Origin of the sequence: Micromonospora sp. ATA51, assembly GCF_016802855.1 — a bacterium.
GTDB lineage: Bacteria > Actinomycetota > Actinomycetes > Mycobacteriales > Micromonosporaceae > Micromonospora > Micromonospora sicca.
Window position 1 is genome coordinate 1 of the sequence record NZ_JAEVHJ010000048.1, and the last position, 17,304, is coordinate 17,304.

General features: G+C 70.0%; 17 protein-coding genes and 4 pseudogenes. 11 read left to right on the top strand and 10 right to left on the bottom strand.

Annotation, left to right across the window (positions count from 1 at the left end; genetic code table 11):
- Nucleotides 1-256 precede the first annotated feature (256 nt).
- The 3 genes and pseudogenes from JNW87_RS10860 to JNW87_RS10870 form a co-directional block, all read right to left on the bottom strand.
- Complete coding sequence (locus JNW87_RS10860) at nt 257-451, bottom strand: hypothetical protein (RefSeq protein ID WP_238453602.1); 195 nt, start codon at nt 449-451, stop codon at nt 257-259.
- Nucleotides 448-1,503 (bottom strand): IS110 family transposase, encoded by a 1,056-nt coding sequence (locus JNW87_RS10865; protein WP_238453609.1) that lies wholly within the window; start codon nt 1,501-1,503, stop codon nt 448-450. Before JNW87_RS10865 ends, JNW87_RS10860 begins: the two co-directional genes overlap by 4 nt.
- A 312-nt stretch (nt 1,504-1,815) precedes the next feature.
- Nucleotides 1,816-1,974 (bottom strand): annotated as a pseudogene (locus JNW87_RS10870) (response regulator transcription factor); the annotation flags it as partial.
- A gap of 161 nt (nt 1,975-2,135) precedes the next feature.
- On the opposite strand from JNW87_RS10870, the pseudogene JNW87_RS39370 reads away from it, so the two are divergent.
- A pseudogene (locus JNW87_RS39370) lies at nt 2,136-4,189 on the top strand (beta-propeller domain-containing protein).
- 331 nt (nt 4,190-4,520) lie between these two features.
- Nucleotides 4,521-4,868 carry a hypothetical protein gene (locus tag JNW87_RS10880; RefSeq protein ID WP_236648408.1) on the top strand — a complete coding sequence of 116 codons (348 nt, stop codon included), beginning with the start codon at nt 4,521-4,523 and terminating at the stop codon, nt 4,866-4,868.
- A 297-nt stretch (nt 4,869-5,165) separates the two neighbouring features.
- On the opposite strand, the gene JNW87_RS10885 is transcribed toward JNW87_RS10880, so the two are convergent.
- Both JNW87_RS10885 and JNW87_RS10890 read right to left on the bottom strand, forming a co-directional pair.
- Entirely contained in the window at nt 5,166-5,999 is an 834-nt protein-coding gene (locus tag JNW87_RS10885; protein ID WP_238453603.1) for an NAD(P)-dependent oxidoreductase, read from the bottom strand.
- Between the two features lie 498 nt (nt 6,000-6,497).
- Complete coding sequence (locus tag JNW87_RS10890) at nt 6,498-6,992, bottom strand: hypothetical protein (protein WP_109804538.1); 495 nt, start codon at nt 6,990-6,992, stop codon at nt 6,498-6,500.
- Between the two features lie 278 nt (nt 6,993-7,270).
- Here JNW87_RS10890 and JNW87_RS10895 point away from each other — a divergent pair, with 278 nt between their 5' ends.
- The 8 genes and pseudogenes from JNW87_RS10895 (at nt 7,271) to JNW87_RS39380 (ending at nt 12,160) form a co-directional block, all read left to right on the top strand.
- Complete coding sequence (locus tag JNW87_RS10895; protein ID WP_109804537.1) at nt 7,271-8,134, top strand: IS5 family transposase; 864 nt, start codon at nt 7,271-7,273, stop codon at nt 8,132-8,134.
- A gap of 519 nt (nt 8,135-8,653) precedes the next feature.
- A pseudogene (locus JNW87_RS10900) lies at nt 8,654-8,866 on the top strand (hypothetical protein); the annotation flags it as partial.
- Nucleotides 8,867-9,489: 623 nt separating this feature from the next.
- Nucleotides 9,490-9,912, top strand: a complete 423-nt coding sequence (locus JNW87_RS10905) for a DUF2267 domain-containing protein (RefSeq protein WP_109804536.1) — start codon at nt 9,490-9,492, stop codon at nt 9,910-9,912.
- A 233-nt stretch (nt 9,913-10,145) separates the two neighbouring features.
- Nucleotides 10,146-10,535 (top strand): MmcQ/YjbR family DNA-binding protein, encoded by a 390-nt coding sequence (locus tag JNW87_RS10910; protein WP_109804535.1) that lies wholly within the window; start codon nt 10,146-10,148, stop codon nt 10,533-10,535.
- 37 nt (nt 10,536-10,572) lie between these two features.
- Complete coding sequence (locus JNW87_RS10915) at nt 10,573-11,007, top strand: transposase (RefSeq protein WP_201749905.1); 435 nt, start codon at nt 10,573-10,575, stop codon at nt 11,005-11,007.
- 267 nt (nt 11,008-11,274) lie between these two features.
- Complete coding sequence (locus JNW87_RS10920; RefSeq protein WP_236648407.1) at nt 11,275-11,727, top strand: IS5 family transposase; 453 nt, start codon at nt 11,275-11,277, stop codon at nt 11,725-11,727.
- 8 nt (nt 11,728-11,735) lie between these two features.
- Nucleotides 11,736-12,029, top strand: coding sequence for a hypothetical protein (locus JNW87_RS10925; protein WP_236648412.1), 294 nt, complete (start codon nt 11,736-11,738; stop codon nt 12,027-12,029).
- On the top strand, nt 12,029-12,160 hold the full coding sequence (locus JNW87_RS39380) for a hypothetical protein (protein ID WP_091301484.1): 132 nt from the start codon (nt 12,029-12,031) through the stop codon (nt 12,158-12,160). Before JNW87_RS10925 ends, JNW87_RS39380 begins: the two co-directional genes overlap by 1 nt.
- A gap of 15 nt (nt 12,161-12,175) precedes the next feature.
- On the opposite strand, the gene JNW87_RS40545 is transcribed toward JNW87_RS39380, so the two are convergent.
- From JNW87_RS40545 to JNW87_RS10950, 5 genes and pseudogenes are all read right to left on the bottom strand, one after another.
- Nucleotides 12,176-12,496 carry a UTRA domain-containing protein gene (locus tag JNW87_RS40545; RefSeq protein WP_238453604.1) on the bottom strand — a complete coding sequence of 107 codons (321 nt, stop codon included), beginning with the start codon at nt 12,494-12,496 and terminating at the stop codon, nt 12,176-12,178.
- Between the two features lie 269 nt (nt 12,497-12,765).
- Nucleotides 12,766-12,924: pseudogene (locus tag JNW87_RS40550) on the bottom strand (GntR family transcriptional regulator); the annotation flags it as partial.
- Complete coding sequence (gene trpA / locus JNW87_RS10940) at nt 12,896-13,750, bottom strand: tryptophan synthase subunit alpha (RefSeq protein ID WP_109804533.1); 855 nt, start codon at nt 13,748-13,750, stop codon at nt 12,896-12,898. The pseudogene JNW87_RS40550 and the gene trpA, both read right to left, overlap by 29 nt.
- The gene (trpB, locus tag JNW87_RS10945) at nt 13,747-14,907 is read right to left on the bottom strand and encodes a tryptophan synthase subunit beta (RefSeq protein WP_236648411.1); all 1,161 of its coding nucleotides are present in this window, start codon (nt 14,905-14,907) and stop codon (nt 13,747-13,749) included. Before trpB ends, trpA begins: the two co-directional genes overlap by 4 nt.
- Before the next feature lie 255 nt (nt 14,908-15,162).
- The gene (locus tag JNW87_RS10950) at nt 15,163-15,720 is read right to left on the bottom strand and encodes a helix-turn-helix domain-containing protein (RefSeq protein ID WP_238453605.1); all 558 of its coding nucleotides are present in this window, start codon (nt 15,718-15,720) and stop codon (nt 15,163-15,165) included.
- A gap of 51 nt (nt 15,721-15,771) precedes the next feature.
- Between JNW87_RS10950 and JNW87_RS10955 the strand changes: the two genes are divergently transcribed.
- Nucleotides 15,772-17,205 (top strand): MFS transporter, encoded by a 1,434-nt coding sequence (locus JNW87_RS10955; RefSeq protein ID WP_109804530.1) that lies wholly within the window; start codon nt 15,772-15,774, stop codon nt 17,203-17,205.
- Nucleotides 17,206-17,304 lie beyond the last annotated feature (99 nt).

A 17,304-nucleotide genomic window follows, 5' to 3' on the forward strand; every position in this document is an offset into this window, starting at 1 on the left:
GTGTGTCTCCCGGCGCACCGATTCTGCGCCGCACGGGATCGGCGTCAAGACCAAGCCGCTGACGCGGTCGACCTCCGGTCGAGCCTTGACCCCGACCCCCTACCGGCGTTTGCCTGCACCGAGCCGGGAACCAGCACAAACCGGTCGCAGCAGTCCGACCAAAAAGGGTTGACACGGCCCCACTGAGACGAAACTGGAGACCGACACGCCCGGCGGCAGCGTCAGGACGAAGTCCTGACGGGGATCTGGGCACCGGTTAAGCGGCCAGTGCGAGTTCGACGGTGTAGCCGAGTTCCTGGAGCTGGCGGATCAGCTGGTTCTTGCGGATCTCGGGGTTGTCTCTTCGGGTGTAGTAGTCGGCGCCGAGGTCGGTGTAGTCGACCCCGGCATGCAGCAGGTGCCACACGATCACGCACAGCGTGTGGGCGATCGCGACGATGGCCTTCTTCACGGCGACCTGGTTACGGGCGCGCCGAAGCGGCGTAACAGTCGTTGGTAGCGGGCCTTGAGCCGGGTGTCGGTGCGCACCGCAGCCCAGGCGGCCTCGACGAAGACGGACTTGAGGTACTGGTTGCCCTTGCGGGCCTTACCCGTCTTGCGCTTTCCGGCCGATTCGTGATTGCCGGGGCACAGCCCGATCCAGGACGCCAGGTGCCCTCCGGATGGGAACCAGGACATGTCCACTCCGATCTCGGAGATGATCGCGGCGGAGGCCCGCTCAGCGATGCCGGGCACGGTGCACAACCGACGCCGCGGCACCTCGAACGGGACGATCATCGTTTCAACCTGGGCCTCTACACGCCCGATCGCGGCGGCCAGATGGTCGATGTGGTCCAAGTGCAAGCGGCACATCAAACCGTGGTGGGCGTTGAACCGGCCGCCCAACGCCAACGTCAGGTCCGGGATCTTCTTGCGCAACCGACCTCGAGCCAGCTCGGCCAGCACCGCAGGGTCACGCTCGCCGGACACGAGCGCTTCGATCATGTGACGGGCCGACACGCCCAGCGATTCGGAAGCCACCGAGTCCACCTTGATCCCAGCGTCTTCGAGAACCTTGCACAGCCGCTGAGTCTCCCGAGTGCGTTCCTGCACCAGACTTGAGCGGTAGCGGGTCAGGTCCCGAATCGCGACCAGGTGCTCGGGTGGGGTGAAGCTGCCCCGAAGCAGACCCACCTCCAGCAACTGAGCCAGCCACGCCGCGTCACCAACGTCTGTTTTGCGGCCCGGGACGTTCTTGACGTGCGCGGCGTTGCAGACCAGAACCTCGAACCGTTCGGCCTCGGCCAACGCATGCCACACCGGCCGCCAGTAGATCCCGGTCGCTTCCATCGCCACGTGGGTGACGCCGAGCGCGGTCAGCCACTCCACCATCTCCCGCAGCGCGGTAAAGAACGTCGCGTAACGGCGTACCTGCTGATGCCGTCCGCGTCGCGCCCCAGGCGTGCGCACCGCGACCGTGATCTGCTTCTTGTGAACGTCGATCCCAGCGGCGTTCTCGTACATGATCTCCACGTTGGACCTCCCTACAGCTGCGCCATCCAAGGCGTGCTGCCCGCGGAGCCCACATAGATCAAGACACTGAGACACGCGCTCGTAGCAGCAACCCGGGGAACCCGGCGGAGGGACTCCCGCGTCAATCTCCTTCACGGCCTTAACCAATCAGGCCAAGCGGGGTCGACGTCGGCGAGCAACACGCTGAATCCAGTTTCATCCACCCGTTGGGAGGCCCGCCAGGGCCATGGAATCTCCTTCAGGAATGACAGACCAGAGCCTGCCGTGTCCGCTGGCGTGGTACTCAGCAGAGAGCAGACGGGCTACCTCCACGGCGTGGTGAACGCGGTTGTTGAGGTCCAGTTTGGTCAGCAGCCGGGACACGTGGCTTTTGACGGTCGGTTCGCTCATGCCCAGCTCGGCGCCGATCTTCGCGTTCGACATGCCACTCCCGAGCGCGACGGCCACCTCCCGCTCGCGGTCGCGCGCTGGGTCGTCGAGTCGGGCCGACCGGTGGCCGTACCGGCCCTGACCAGCTGCCCCGGCCCGAGAACCCGGACCGGGGCAGGCACGTCGTAGGACGCATGACAGGTAGCAGCGTCCACGTACTGCATCCAACGCCCGCCACCGGGATCCCCCGAGTCATGACTCCGGCCCGAGTCATGGGACTGGCCCTGGTCGCCAGCCTGGCCCTGGTCACCGGCTGTACGGCGGAGCCGGTCCCCGCGCCACCACGTGACCGGGGAGTGCCCGCTGGCGGGTTCCGGCTCGTCGCGTTCGACTCCTGCGCGGAGGCGCTGCAGCAGCTCAAGGCGGCCGCCAAGGCGTACGTCGGGCCCTGGGGGTTCGGGCCGTACGGGGACATGCGTACCTTCGATAACGCGGAACGGGCCGGGGCGCCCGCCGGAGCGAAGCGTGCGGATGCGGGGCCCGGGGGCAACGCGGCAGCTCAGGGCGACGCGGCGGCCGGGGCTGCCGGCGCCGGCTACTCGGGCACCAACACCCACGAGGCCGGGGTCGACGAACCGGACCTGGTCAAGACCGACGGCAAGCGGATCGTCACCATCAATCGAGGCAGCCTGTACGTGGTTGACCCGGCCACCCGCCAGCTGACCGGGGAACTGAAACTGGCACCCGGCGGGTTCGGCGGGGCCGAAGACAGCCTGCTGCTGCAGGGTGACCGGGCGCTGGTGCTGCTCCGCGAGGGGTGGGTTGGAACGGCGAAAGACGCCGTCCCCGAGGGAGTCGGGCGCCCCGCCCCGGCAGACGGGGGCTCTGCCGCGATTCCGGACGGCATCGTCGGCCCCCGGCTGATCATGGTCGACCTTTCCGCCGCGCCGAAGGCCATCGGCGAATACCGGATCGACGGCAATCTGGTGGACGCCCGCCAGGTGGGCACGACGGTCCGTGTCGTAGTCCGCTCCGCGCCCCGGCTGAGCTTCCCGTACCGGGAACGGGCCACCGACGAGCAGCGTACCGCCGCCAACCGCGAGATCATCGACAACGCCACCGCGGACGACTGGCTGCCCCGGTACGAGGTCACCTCCGGCGGGCGAACCAGCACCGGACGGGTCGGCTGCGACCGGGTGAGCCGGCCGGCCAGCTACTCCGGTACGTCGCTGGTGACCGTGCTCAGCTTCGACCTCAGTGCGGCCACGCTCGCCGGCGGCGACCCGGTCACCGTGATCGCCGACGGCGACACCGTCTACAGCAACGGACCTAGGCTGTACGTCGCCAATGACCAGCGCTGGCGGGTGCTGCCGATGGTGACCGCACGGAACGTCGCACCCGGTCCCAAGGACGAGACCACCGAGATCTACCAGTTCGACACCTCGGGGGCGGATGGCCCGCGGTACCTCGCCGCCGCGTCCGTACCGGGCTGGCTGATCAACCAGTACGCCATGTCGGAGTGGGACGGGCACCTGCGAGTGGCCACCACCAGTGGCCGGACCTGGGGGATAAGCCTGACTCGACGTCCAGCGTGTACGTCCTGCGCGCCGACGGCACGACGCTGACCCAGGTCGGCAAGGTCACCGGACTGGGCAAGCGGGAACGGATCCACGCCGTACGGTTCGTTGGCGGCACCGGGTACGTCGTCACCTTCCGGCAGACCGACCCGCTCTACACCGTCGACCTGCGTGACCCGACGGCGCCGAAGGTGAGCGGCGAACTGAAGATCAACGGGTATTCGGCGTACCTGCACCCGGCCGGCGAAGGACGGCTGCTCGGCGTCGGGCAGGAGGCGTCCGACCGGGGCCGTGTCCAGGGCACCCAGCTTTCGCTTTTCGACGTCTCCGATCCGACCAAGCCGACCCGGATCGCCCAGTATCACGTCAAGCAGGGGCACTCCGAGGCGGAGTTCGACCCGCACGCATTCCTCTACTGGCCGGCCGAACGCCTGGTCGTGGTCCCACTGACCGTCTACGGCGCAGGCGCCGTGAGCAAACCTGGTGCGGTGAAGGACCTGGGCAGGCCGGGCCTGCCGACCAACGTGGCGGTGGCTCTGCGGGTCGGCGACGGCGGGTTCACCGAGGTCGGCACGGTCGACCACACGCTGGGCACCGGACGTCCCGAGCATCTGGCGCCGATCCGCCGGTCACTGGTGGTCGACGGGGTGCTCTGGACCGTCTCCGATGCTGGCCTCAAGGCGACCAGCCTCTCCTCCATGAAGACCCTCGGCTGGCTGCGTACGGCGTGACCCGCATGGTGGTGTCCGTGGTGACCCGCCGTGGGACGGCGCCGCCGTGCATCGCGGCCAGCCACAGTCACGGCCTCGTGGTCGCCACGATGCTCGGCCTCGTCGCCTCGCCATAGCGTCTGGTGAACGCCTCGGCAGTGGCGAGGTCCGAGTGCCGGGGGCAGGTTCCAGGTGATCAGGTCGGACCCGGGCGAAGAGCTGGGCTGACCGTGAACGGGATCAGAGGCATCGTGGGTGGGCGCGGCGGTTGCCCGCCGCGCACCGCCTGGCGTCCGCACCGACCACGAGTGATCGGGCCCATGGTGATCACGCGGCGGGTAACGTGAACGTTGTGGAGGATCTCGGCGCGAAGGTCTCGTACCTTGCGGTCGCCCTCGGCACCCGGGTCTACGACGTCGACTCGGCACCCGTCGGCGTGGTCGAGCACGTGCTCGCGGACGAACGGGCGGACATCCTCCACGGCATCGTCGTGGCACCGCCGGAGCCGGGGTCCCACCGCTTCGCCCACCGCGAGCAGATCGCCGACCTGTACGAGCGGGGGGTGGTGCTGTCGGTGCCCGGTGCCGAGATGCACGAGCCGGGCGAGGACACGCCGGCCAGAGAGGTCGAGGCCACGGGTGACGACCCGGTGCAGGTGGGCCTCCGCCGCGCCTGGGAGTGGCTGAGTCAACCACGCTGAACCTGGCGGGCAGTTCACACCATGTGAACGCATGATCGGCCCGTCGAGGCAGGCGCGGTGGGTCCCCGAGACCGACGAGTAGTAGCTTCCGTTCCGCTGGCATTGCCTGCTGCCCTGCGAGACGGAGCCAGCGTAGGTCGCTTCGTAGCCGGTGCAGGCGGACGGTGGCGGGTTGCCGCCGGGCAGAGCCTATGACGAGCGGTACTTGGCAGGCGAGGAAGAGTTCAACGGCCACCTGACGGGCCTGCAGCACGGCCCGGTCTCAGGCTGATCGGGCAGTGTCGGTGATGTGCGCGATCACGGCCGAGTAGTCCCGGTCGCCAAGGTCGGCCTCCTGGGCTGACGCGACCCACTGCCGGGCGCCGCCGCGACCGGCAGTTCGACGCCTGCCGACTCGGCGGCCGACACGACCAGATCGGCGTCCTTGCGGGCGAGTGACAGCGCGAACCGGAGCGGGAATTGATCGGACTCGATCGCTGGTCGTCGCCGATCCGCTTGCGAGCCGACGGGAGTCACGGACAAGACCTCGAACGCGGTGTCACGCGGCAGTCCGAGCCCATCCGCGAGGGCGAGCGCCTCACCGAGAACAGCGAGCACTCCGAAGAGGGTCGAATTGGCTACCAGTTTGGCGGTCGCGCCGGCACCGAGCGGTCCGACATGCATCGGCGAGCCAAGCGCGGCCAACACCGGCATCCACCGTTGGGCGAGCGGCTCCGGCCCTCCGACGAATATCCGTAGCGAACCGGACTCGGCCTCCGAGACGCTGCCCAGCACCGGCGCATCGAGCAGGCCAACACCATCCGGCAGCATCGCGGCCAACCGTCGCACGGCAGCCGGCCCGACCGTGGACATCTCAGCGAGCGCCGTCGACGCGGTAGCACCGGCGAGGATGCCCTGCGGGCCCTCGACCACCTCTTGCAGCGCGGCCGGGTCGGACAGCATGGTGATGACCAAATCGGCCCGGCGGGCAGCCTCTGCCGGACTGTCGGCAGCGACCGCGCCACGCGCCACAAGATCGCTGGCCCTCTGCGGCGTGCGGTTCCAGACAACGAGGTCATGGCCGGCATCGAGCAGCCGGCCCGCCATCCGGCTACCCATTCCACCCAGACCGATCACAGCGACCGTGGCCATGGCGCCATCCTGCCAATTTCGCCCGGGCAATGCCGCACAAAAGCGCCGGCTCGTCTACATCGATCATCAGCTCCGTGGCCCTGAGGGTCGGCGGGCAGAGCGTGCCGGCAAGGCGATCCGCGGCCCGGCGAGGGATGTCATGATCTCCCACGCCGCTGCGGCAGTAGGCCGCGGCAAGGGCTTCGCCGTCCATGAGGCGCTCGACCAGGCGGGCGGCGTCGCCGGGCCGTTGCTGGTCGCCGCCGTACTGGCCGCCACCGCTTACGACTACCGGCCCGCGTTCTTCACCTTGGCCGTGCCCGGCGTGCCGGTGATGCTCCTGCTGCTGTGGCTACGCAGGTCATCGTCGGCGAGGAACCGTTCGTCATCCTCGGGGCGATGGCCGGGGGATAGCCCGGCGTTCGGCGAGAGGTCAGGCGCCGCAGCCCGGCCGAGGTCGAATCTGCCTCGACCGGGCGCAGGGTGCCTGGCCGCTGCGGTGTCCCTGCCCGGCCCGCTTCAGCCGAGGGGGCTGAAGCTGCGGCCGTCGAGGACGTTGATGAGATCGTCGTCGCGGGTCACCTCGTAGCCGCGCTGGCGCAGCTCGGCCACCAGCTCGGCTTCACGGTCGAGCGGGATCTCGAGGATGTCGCCGTTGAGGGCCGTGAACTCGCGTCTTCCGAACCGGGCCCGCAGGTCCTGCGGCAGCAGCTCGAACGCCCGCTCCGTGACCATCGGGGGCCAGTCTCCCTCCACAACCGCACCAACTTCGTTGATGTTGAACGGCTTGTCGTCGGCGAACCCGTCCTCGGGGTCGTGGTACTCCGGGCCTGCGGGGTTCCACAGGTGGGTGGTCTGGACCTGCCGGGCTTCGCCCCAGGTGCGGACGGAGGCCAGCGCCTTGATCTCCTCGGCCTCCGCGGGGGCGGTGTCGGCGTCGGCGAAGGCGAGGCAGTCGTGCATCTGTGCGTGGCCGTAGACCAGGCGCCGGGGGTTCGGGTGGTGCGTCGTCATGGCGCACATCGTGCCGCAGGGGTACGACATTCAAGATCAAGGGGGTCAGGGCCCAGCCTGAAGATCGAATGGGCAGAGCGTCGGCGCCTGCGGCGGTGACGATTCCGCCGCTTGACCGGTGCCCGATCCCCTCCGGAGCGGATCCAGGCGGTCCCGTCACCCCGTCTAATTGCCGTCCCGTCACCCCGTCTAAGAGGGCGTCTTGGTCGGGTTGGATGTAGTACACGCTGATTGGCGTGTTGCGGGGAGTGGGAGGTGTGGATCGTGATGATCGATGCATGACGACCCCTCGCCGTCCGTATCGCACTGATCTGTCCGATGCCCGATGGGCGCTGATCGAGCCGACCATGACCGCGTGGCGGGCCGCTCAGGGCGGCCTGGGCCTCAAGAAGCCGGTGCATGACCTGCGGGAAATCGTCAACGCGATCCTGTACGTCAACCGCACCGGCATCGCCTGGGAGTACCTGCCCCACGACTTCCCCCCGTACAAGACCGTGCACGCCTACTTCACCCGCTGGGCCGCGGACGGCACCACCGAGACCATCCACAACCTGCTGCGCGGCAAGGTCCGGCAGACAGCCGGGCGTAACCCGGAGCCCACCGCGGCGATCATCGACTCGCAGAGCGTCAAGACCAGCACCAACGTGCCCGAGTCCAGCCAGGGCATCGACGCCGGCAAGAAGATCAAAGGCCGCAAGCGGCACCTGGCCACCGATGTCCTCGGCCTGCTACTGGTCGTGATCGTCACCGCCGCCAGCGTCTCGGACACCGCCGCCGGCCGTGATGTCATCGACCGCCTCGCCGCCACCCACCGTCACGTCAGCACGGTGTGGGTCGACGCCGGCTACCGCACCACGGTCATCGAACGCGGCGGCGCACACGGCATTGACGTGCAAGTCGTGTCGAAAACCCCAGGCCAGAAAGGCTTCCAACCGCTGCCCAAGCGGTGGGCCATCGAACGCACCAACGGCTGGATCATGCTCCACCGGCGACTCGTCCGCGATTACGAAACGTCACCCGAACACTCCCGCGCCCACATCCACTGGGCCATGATCGACAACATGAGCCGGCGCCTCACCCACGAAGCGACGCCATCCTGGCGTGATGATCACCCCGAAGCGGACACACCGATGCCGATCTGATCAAGATGCCCTCTAATTGCCGTCCCGTCAGATCGGGCAGGTGCCGATCCTGACCTACACGGGGGAGCAGCTGGAGGAGGCCCCCCGCGAGCAGATGGACGTAGCCGAGCGGCTGGTGTGGGCGGGAGCTGCGCGCCGCCCGGCTGACCGAGCGCGGCAAGCGGTCGGCGTCCGAGCTGCGCGCGATGGGGCCGGAGGAGCTGAGCGGCGGCATCGACTACGTGCTGCTAGCTGCGGGAATGAGCCGTCTCCCGTATGTGGAGCGACGGATCGGCGCTCTCTTCCCGAACGCGCAGGTGTTCGACAACGCGGGCGTGCAGCCCGACGAGGCGATCGTGGCGGGGCTGGCCGACACCGCCAGCTACGAGCGACTCAACCTGCACCGCCCGGGGTTCGACTTCGTCGTCGAGTGGGAGGAGGGAGGCCAGGCGGCAGGAGATCCTCTACCCGGCGTACACCCGTTCTACGAGCCCTGGCAAATCCAGAACGGCTACTCCAACCTCGGCTTCGAGCGCCGCGATCGTCGCCACCGACCTGCCCGCCGCGCAGCGCCTGGCCCGGGTGGTCGGCCGCTGGCTGCTCGTCCTGCCGTAGACCGACCCGGGGGAGACCATCGTCTCCGCCGAGGCCGATCAGAACGTACGTCACCGGGTCTTCTGCGACCGACTGATGCCCGCCGGCCGGCGCTGCCTCCTCCGCGCCGGCCACGACGGCCCCTGCTCCCGCCGGCTGCGCCGCTTACCCGGCCTCGCGACGCCGGCTCAGCAATTCGCGGCGGGCCCACCGCTGGCCCAGGCGACGCGCGGAAGTCTCTGCCGTCGAGCAGGTTGATGACTTCGTCGTCGCGGGTGACCTCGTAGCGCGCCCGCGCAGCTTCGCCAACAGTTCGCCCTCCCGTCCCGGTTCATCGGAATGTCGAGGATGTCGCCGTAGCGCGTCTTGGTGATTCGCCCGATCGGGAGGAGGCAGGGTCACCCCCCGCCGCAGGAGGCTGTCGAGGTAACAGTTCGCTCGGCACCCCGAGAGAGGTGAAGTTTGCGTGACTGTCTCTCCTACGCGACGGTCCGGCCCCACCCGATCGGCGTGGAGGACCTGGATGACCGGATGGGCCGGCTGATGCAGGACTTTCTGGGCGACGGGACGCCCCCGACCATGGCGGTCGCACCAATCGACATGGAAGAGACCGATGACGCCTACATCATCGATATCAACCCGAACAGCGTCGACGCGAGTCTTTCCGGCGGCGTGTTTGACCGTACGCGTGGGCAAAGCGCACCGAACCGAACCGCGGCGCATGGAGGTCAGGGGCTCGTAACTGGCGGTTCGACGGCGATCGGGCCGGAGAGGAGAATCAGGTGGAATACCAGGATTTCATCAACGCAGTGGCAACGCGGGCAAAGGTGTCGACCGATCAGGCGGCGACACTCACCCGCGCGACGTTGGAGACATTGGCAGATCGGATCAGCGCCGGCCAGGCTGAGGACCTTGCCTTTCAGCTTCCGGAAGGGCTTGACGATCCCCTGCGCAAACCGCCACCGCTTAGAGGTAGAGGGGAACATGCCAAGTCGTTCGGGCTCGAGGAGTTCGTGGATCGGGTGGCGGCGGGCCCGGGCGTCGACCGTGCGCTCGCCGGTGCCGGGGTCGGCGCGGTGCTCACCACGCTACGTGAGGCTGTTTCCCGTGACGAGTTCGAGAACGCAATGGCCCAGCTTTCGAAGGATTTCCGGCAGGTGATCGAACCGGTGGGTGCCGGCGGCGGGCGGCGACCCGGCTCATAGCACCCACAGGTGAGGCAGGAGCAGGTGTGCCCGCGTCGCCACGCGGGTACGCCGCTGCCGACTGGACGGGGAGGCGTGGATGGCGATCGAGGCGCCGGACTACTTCCAGCCGGGTCCGCAGGCGGCTCTGTGGCTTCCGGCGGGTCGTCTCGCTGTCGAGTCCTGTCGGCTGGCGGAGCCGCGCGGTGGTTAGGCTGTACGGATGCAGGAGGCGGCGTGCTGGAGCGACCTCGATGGCTGACGCCGACGATGTTCGTCAGCTGGCGCTGGCGCTGCCTCACGTGGTCGAGATCGACAGTGATGGCTTCGACTTCCGGGTCGCCGACAAAGGGTTCGTCTGGTCCTACCCTGAGCGCAGACCCGGTACGTCGCGCCTCATCCGGACCGATATCGCGGTGCTGTACGTCGGCGACGAAGCGGAGAAGCAGGCGTTACTCCTCGGCGAGCCCGAGCTTTTCTTCACCACGCCGGCGTATGACGGGTTGCCCTTGGTCATGCTGCGGTTGACGCAGGTGAGCGTCGATCGTCTGAAGGAGCTCGTCACCGACGCGTGGCGCATGCGTGCCCCGGACCCGCTCGTCGGTGACCTCGATACGGCGCCGACTCGTTTAGCCCAGATCTGAGCAGAGCCGATCACTAGGTTGAGGTAGCGCTCCTCCGATGCCGCAGGCGGAGCTGATCACCGAACTGGTCCAGGTCGACAAGAAGATCAAGGCCGCGGACAAGGAACTGACCGAGCTCGTCGAGACCACCGGCAGCAGCCTGCAGGAGCTCAACGGCATCGGCCCCTCCGGCGCCGCCCGCCTGATCGGTGACGTCGCGGACATCAGCCGCTTCGCCACCCGCGGGCACTTCGCGTCCTGGAACGGCACCGCACCCCTGGACGCGTCGTCCGGTGACCAGCAACGCCACCGCCTGTCCCGAGCCGGGAACCGGCGCATCAACCGGGCGCTGCACATCATGGCCGTCGTCCAACTGCGCCACGGCACCGAAGGACGCGCCTACTACCGGCGCAAACTCGCCGCCGGCAAACACCGATGGAGGCCATGCGCGCGCTCAAGCGACGGCTGTCCGACATTGTCTACAAGCAAATGATCAAAGACGCCAAGAAAGCCGGGACGGGCCCGGGAGGACACGTGGGGGCGACTCTTCAATCCAGCGCGGCCGACCCGATTCCCATGATCGACACTTCGGAACAGTCACTCTCGGATTCGCCGAACCCCAGCCTAGAACACCGTTCCCCGCGCCTGCATGGATGACACAGAGGGGTGCCATGACAGGACGTTTCGTCGGCGGCCGACCTGCCGCCCCTAGGGCGTGTCTCCTGGATCTTGGGTCCTGGTTCGGCTATCCATGTCTGTCGTGAGTGGGCGGTTTGAGCTGACCGACGTCGAGTACGCGCGGATCGCGCCGTTGCTGCCGGCGATGACACCGCAGCGTGGTGGGCGGTGGCGTGATCACCGGCAGGTGATCAACGGGATCGTCTTTCGGGTGCGTACCGGGGTGCCGTGGCGGGACGTGCCGGCACGGTACGGGCCGTGGAAGACGCTGTACAAGCGGTTCGCCCGCTGGCAGGAGGACGGGACCTGGGCGCGGATCGAGGCGATGCTGCAGGCCGACGCGGACGCGGCCGGGGATCTGGACTGGCACGGCAACGCCGATTCCACGATCGTGCGGGCCCACCAGCACGCCGCTGGCGCCCGTAAAGGGGGCTGGACAGTCGTGACACAGCGCGACGGGAAGGACTCGGCAAGTCGCGCGGCGGGTGGACCACGAAGATCCACACGATCGGTGACGGACGAGGCCGGAACCTGACCAGTCACCTGACCCCGGGCCAGGACTCCGACACCCGACAGCTGGTGCGGCTGCTCGACGACGTGGCCGTGGCCCGCCCCGGCGGGATCGGCCGCCCGCGCAAACGCCTCGACTCCCTCTCGGCGGACAAGGCGTACAGCTCGCGCGGCAACCGCCATTCGCTGCGGGCCCGAGGCATCCCGCACGACATCCCCGAAAAGGACGACAGAAGGCCAACCGCGCCCGGAGAGGGTCACGCGGTGGTCGCCCGCCCACGTTCCGTCCGCACCGCTACCGGCAGCGCAACACCATCGAACGGCTGATGAACCGACGCAAGCAGTTCCGCGCCGTGGCCACCAGGTACGACAAGCTCGCCTGCCGCTACCGCGCCACCGTGCAAATCGCCGACATCCTCATCTGGCTACGCGCGAAACCGGACCGCCCCAAACCATGATCCAGGAGACACAGCCTAGTGCTTCAGCCGGCTCCACCGCAGCGACAGCCCGGTGGCGACGCGTTCGGTCCGGATCTCCATGACCGTGCCGAGGATCGTGGCCCGGTCGAAGACGACGGGGGATTCGTCGAGGACGTACGTCGTGCGGTCGGAGACGAACACCGGCGTGCCGGCCGGTTGCCGGAGCAGCTCGGCGGCCGGATCGTCGAGCAGGCCGGGCCGGAGCGTCTCGGTCGCGCGGTGCACCACGAGCCCGGTGCTGGCGATCGCGGCGTACAGCGAGACCGCGCTGAAGTCGGTCTCGGCGATCCGGGCGCGGTCGGGTCGGGCACCCACGACACCTGGTGCACGGCGCGCCGCCCGGCCAGCAGGCGTACGCGTTCCAGGCGCAGCGCCACCCCGGCCCCGATCCGTTCGACCACCCAGTCCGGGGCGGCGCCGAGGCTCTGGTCGATGATCTCGGTGCTGACCGTCTGCCCCTGCGCCACCAGGTCGTCGGCCAGGCTGCGCAGCGAGTCCAGCCGGTACGCCGCCCGCGGCTCGGCCACGAACGTGCCCCGCCCCGGCTGCTGGCTGAGCAGCCCCTCGTCCTCAAGCACCCGCAACGCCTGCCGCAGCGTGGCCAGCGTGACGCCGTACGACGTGCTCAGGTCGCGCTGCGACGGCAGGGCGGACCCGGCGGCGTACTCGCCGGCCCGGATCCGCTGCCCCAGATCGGCGGCGATCGCCATGTACTTAGGCGCGCGCCGCTCTCGCATATCCATGCTGCTCCACTCGCCCGGCCGTGGAACCGGTCGACGTCCCGGTCGCCACGGTGTCGAGCCCGGCCCGGATCGCGGCGAGGTCGACGGCGACCTCCTCCGGAGTGGCTCCGTCCAGCACCCTACGCATCAGCGCCGAGGCGACCACCACCCCGTCCGCCGTCGCCGCCGCCGCGACCGCGTGCGCCGCGGTCGAGACGCCGAAGCCGATCAGCACCGGCCGGTCGGTGCGCGCGGTGACCGACGCGGCCAGCGCGGTCGCGGTCGCGGCCAGGTCGGCGCGCTCGCCGGTGGTGCCCATGACGCTGACCGCGTAGATGAAGCCGCGGCTGCGGGCGCAGATGTCGTCCAGCCGCTCCGGCGTCGTCGACGGCGCCACCAGCAGGACCAGGTCGACGCCGGCCGCCGCGGCCGCGTCGTCCAGGCCGCCGAGTTCGTCCAGCGGCACGTCCGGCACGATCAGCCCGGACACCCCGGCATCGGCGAGCCGCCGGCAGAACTCGGTGTAACCCAGGCGTACGACCAGGTTGGCGTACGTCATCGCGACGAGCGGCACGCGTACGCGGTCCCGGACGGCGGCCAGGTCGGAAAGGATCCGGTCCGGCGTCACGCGCTGCTCGAGGGCCCGGTCGGACGCCTGCTGGATGGTCACGCCGTCGAGCATCGGGTCGGAGAACGGCAGCCCGACCTCGATCGCGTCCGCCCCCGCCTCCTGGTACGCCAGCAGATGGTCGGTCCAGTCGGCCGTGATGCCGCCGGTGACGTACGGGACGAGCAGCTTGCCCCCGGCGTCCCGGGCGGCCCGGAGGGTCGTTTCCAGGCGGCTCACTGCGCACGCTCCATCAGGGTCGCCATGTCCTTGTCGCCCCGGCCGGACAGCGTCAGCACGACGGTCGCGCCGGGCGGCAGTTCGTCGCTCCCGGCCGTGCGCATCACCCACGCCACCGCGTGCGCCGATTCGAGCGCGCAGAGGATGCCCTCGGCCCGGGCCAGCCGTCGGACGGCGTCGAGCACCTCGTCGTCGGTGACGGTGACGTAGCGGGCGCGCCCGATGTCGCCCAGGTGGGCGTGCTCCGGGCCGATGCCCGGGTAGTCGAGGCCGGCCGAGATCGAGTGCGCCTCGGCGATCTGGCCGTTCGCGTCCTGCAGCACCTTCGAGCGGTAGCCGTGCACGATCCCCGGCGCCCCGTCGGTCATCGCGGCCCCGCCGGCCGCCTCGACGCCGATCAGCCGGGCATCGGTGTCGGCGAAGCCGGCGAACGTGCCGGCCGCGTTGGAGCCGCCGCCGACGCAGGCCACCACGTAATCGGGTACGCCAGCGGTCAGCTCGGTCGCCGTCTGCGTCCGCGCCTCGTCGCCGATGACGCGCTGGAATTCCCGCACCATCCACGGGTACGGGTGCGGGCCCATCACCGACCCCACGCAGTAGTAGGTGTCGTCGACCCGGGCCACCCACTGGCGCATGGCCTCGTTGCAGGCGTCCTTGAGCGTACGGCTGCCGCTGTGCACTGCGACGACCTCGGCGCCGAGCATCTTCATCCGGAACACGTTGAGTTCCTGGCGCTCGGTGTCCTCCGCGCCCATGTAGACGGTGCAGTCCATGCCGAGCAGGGCGGCGGCGGTCGCGGTGGCGACGCCGTGCTGGCCGGCGCCGGTCTCGGCGATCAGCCGGGTCTTGCCCATCCGACGCGCGAGCAGGGCCTGCCCGAGTACATTGTTGATCTTGTGGGAGCCGGTGTGCGCCAGATCCTCGCGCTTGAGCAGCAGCGTGATCCCGAGTTCGGCGGAGAGGTTCCACGCCGGCGTCATCGGGGTCGGCCGGCCGGCGTAGACGGTCAGGAGCCGGTCGAGCTGTCCGCGGAACCGGGGATCGGCCCACGCCTCGCGGAACGCCGCCTCGACCGCCTCGCACGCCGGGATCAGCGACTCCGGGACGAACCGGCCGCCGTACTCGCCGAAGCGCCCGAGGTCGGCCGGCTCGCGCATGACCGAGCTGCTCACCTCCGGACGGCCGACGGCCACGAGAAGTTCCCGCATGCGTACCTCCACAGTTCTATAACAGTTCTAGAACTGTGGCACGCCAGCCGGGCGTCGTCAAGCCGCCGCCGGCCTTCACGCCGAGTTCGCGGCCACCGCCCAACACTTCCAATCCCTCGCCAGCGAGCACAGAGGTGCCGAAAGGATCGATTGGCCCATCGCGGCCCCGGCGACCGCGTCTCGACAGCCCACGGCCGGGCCGGCTCAGAGCAGCGGTTGGAGGAGCCGGTGTGGGCGTTGGCGCAGCGCGACGCTGATCGGGTCCTGGCGCGGCTGGGCCGGGACGCCCGGCCCGGTGTGGGCCTCGACGTCGCCGGGTGGCACGTCGACGTGACCGCACGCCGGGCAGCGGCTGGCCGGGTCGAGTTCGGTGCCGCACGCGGCGTGCCGGAAGGTCCGCAGCGGCTCGCCGGTGGCGAAATGCCGCTCGCCCCAGCGCGCCAGCGGGAGGATCACCGACCAGAGTTCGGTGCCCCGGTCGGTGAGTAGGTATTCGTCCCGGGGCGGGGAGCTCTGATAGCGGTGGCGCTGGAGGATGCCCGCCTCGACGAGGGTGGCGAGCCGGTCGGCGAGCACGGCCCGGGGGATGTCCAGGTGGGCGAGGAAGTCGCCGTAGCGGCGTACGCCGTAGAAGGCGTCGCGGACGACGAGCAGCGTCCACCGCTCGCCGACCAGTTCCAGCGCCTGGCCAGGGAGCAGTTCTGCCCTTCGTAGTTCTTCCCCAGTGCCATGCGGTGATCCTACACCCGGTCGTTCATTCAATGAACCTTCCCTGCTAGTCTCGGTTCGTTCACCGAACTGAGAGGCTCCCGAATGTCGACACCCGCCGGCGTCACCGCACCGTCCGCCGCTCCGGTCCCGGACGCCACCCGCTCGGGCTCCCGGGCCCTGTTCGCGGTCTGTGCCGCGACCCTGCTCGTTCTCATGAACTACACCGCACCGGTGGCCGTGCTGCCGCAGACCGCGCGGAGCCTCGGGGCGGGCATCACCACCCAGACCTGGTTGATCAACGCGATCACCCTCGGGCTCGCGGCCACCCTGCTGGTGGCGGGCAGCCTCGGCGACGATTTCGGACGCCGTCGGATATTCCGGGCCGGCCTCGCGCTGCTCGCCGTCAGTACCCTCGGCGCCGCCGTCGCCCCCAACGCCGGCACCTTCGTCGCCGCCCGCGTGCTGCAGGGGGTGGCCAGCGCCGCGATCCTCGCCGCCGGGCTCGGCCTGCTCGGGCACGCCTTCCACACCAACCATGGACGGTCCCACGCCACGGCCCGCTGGGCGTCGATGCTCGGCGCCGGCATCGCCCTCGGACCGCTGACCTCGGCCGTCCTGACCGGTCTCGGCAGTTGGCGCTGGTCCCACCTGGTGCTCGCGGCGCTGGCCGCGGTGCTGGCCGTGCTCAGCGGCCGGCTGCTCGCCGAGTCCCGCGCCGAGCGTCCGGCCCACATCGACGTATCCGGGGTACTGACCCTCGCCGCGGGCCTGTCGCTGCTGCTCATCGCCGTCACCGCCGGACGCACCGGCTGGCTGCGGCCCGCGGTGCTGATCCCCCTGGTGCTCGGGGCGCTGCTGCTCGCCGCCTTCGTGGCGATCGAGGCCCGCGGCCGGGCGCCGATGCTCGACCTCGCCCTGTTCCGCCGGCCGGACTTCCGGATCGCCACCATCGGCGCGTTCTTCACCGGGCTCGCCGCGATCGGCCCGAGCACCGTCCTGCCCACTTTGGTGCAGCGGTTGGTCGGCATGAGCGCGCTGGGCACCGCCGGCCTGGCCTTCCTCTGGGCGGGGGCCTCGTTCGTGGTCAGCAACCAGATGCGCCACCACGGCACGCGCTTCGCGCCCACCCGGCAACTCGTCCTCGGCTTCGCCCTGACCGCCGCCGGCTACCTGGCCATGGTCGGCTATGCCGATGCGCATTCCTGGGTCCGCACCATCCCCGGCCTGCTCATCTCCGGGGCGGGCAGTGGCCTGCTCAACGCGGCACTCGCCCGGCTCGCCATCACGAGCGTCCCCCTGGACCGGGTCGCGATGGGCTCCGGCGCCAACAACACCGCCCGCTACGTCGGGTCCGCCCTCGGCGTCGCCGCCAGCATCACCGTGGCCTCCAGCCTGCTGCCGGCCGGCCAGACCGCCGGCTTCTCGGCCCACGGCGCCGACGCGGTCCTGCTGCTCGGCGCCGGTGTGGCCGTGCTCGGCGGCGCGGCGGCCCTGATCCGCCGCCGGGTCACCGCACCGGCCCCGGCCGTGGGCTGACCCGGGACGCCGCGGGCCGAGGCACCGGTCCGCGGCCGTGACGGGCGAGAGCAGGATCTTGTCGTCGTTGTCACGTTGGCCCTGGCCAGGGCGGACGGC

Bases quoted from the DNA above. Each gene is read 5' to 3' on its own strand.
- JNW87_RS10865 (WP_238453609.1), bottom strand. From the start codon at position 1,503: ATGTACGAGAACGCCGCTGGGATCGACGTTCACAAGAAGCAGATCACG.
- JNW87_RS10885 (WP_238453603.1), bottom strand. From the start codon at position 5,999: ATGGCCACGGTCGCTGTGATCGGTCTGGGTGGAATGGGTAGCCGGATG.
- JNW87_RS10890 (WP_109804538.1), bottom strand. From the start codon at position 6,992: ATGACGACGCACCACCCGAACCCCCGGCGCCTGGTCTACGGCCACGCA.
- JNW87_RS10895 (WP_109804537.1), top strand. From the start codon at position 7,271: ATGACGACCCCTCGCCGTCCGTATCGCACTGATCTGTCCGATGCCCGA.
- JNW87_RS10910 (WP_109804535.1), top strand. From the start codon at position 10,146: ATGGCTGACGCCGACGATGTTCGTCAGCTGGCGCTGGCGCTGCCTCAC.
- JNW87_RS10915 (WP_201749905.1), top strand. From the start codon at position 10,573: ATGCCGCAGGCGGAGCTGATCACCGAACTGGTCCAGGTCGACAAGAAG.
- JNW87_RS39380 (WP_091301484.1), top strand. From the start codon at position 12,029: ATGAACCGACGCAAGCAGTTCCGCGCCGTGGCCACCAGGTACGACAAG.
- trpB (WP_236648411.1), bottom strand. From the start codon at position 14,907: ATGCGCGAGCCGGCCGACCTCGGGCGCTTCGGCGAGTACGGCGGCCGG.
- JNW87_RS10955 (WP_109804530.1), top strand. From the start codon at position 15,772: ATGTCGACACCCGCCGGCGTCACCGCACCGTCCGCCGCTCCGGTCCCG.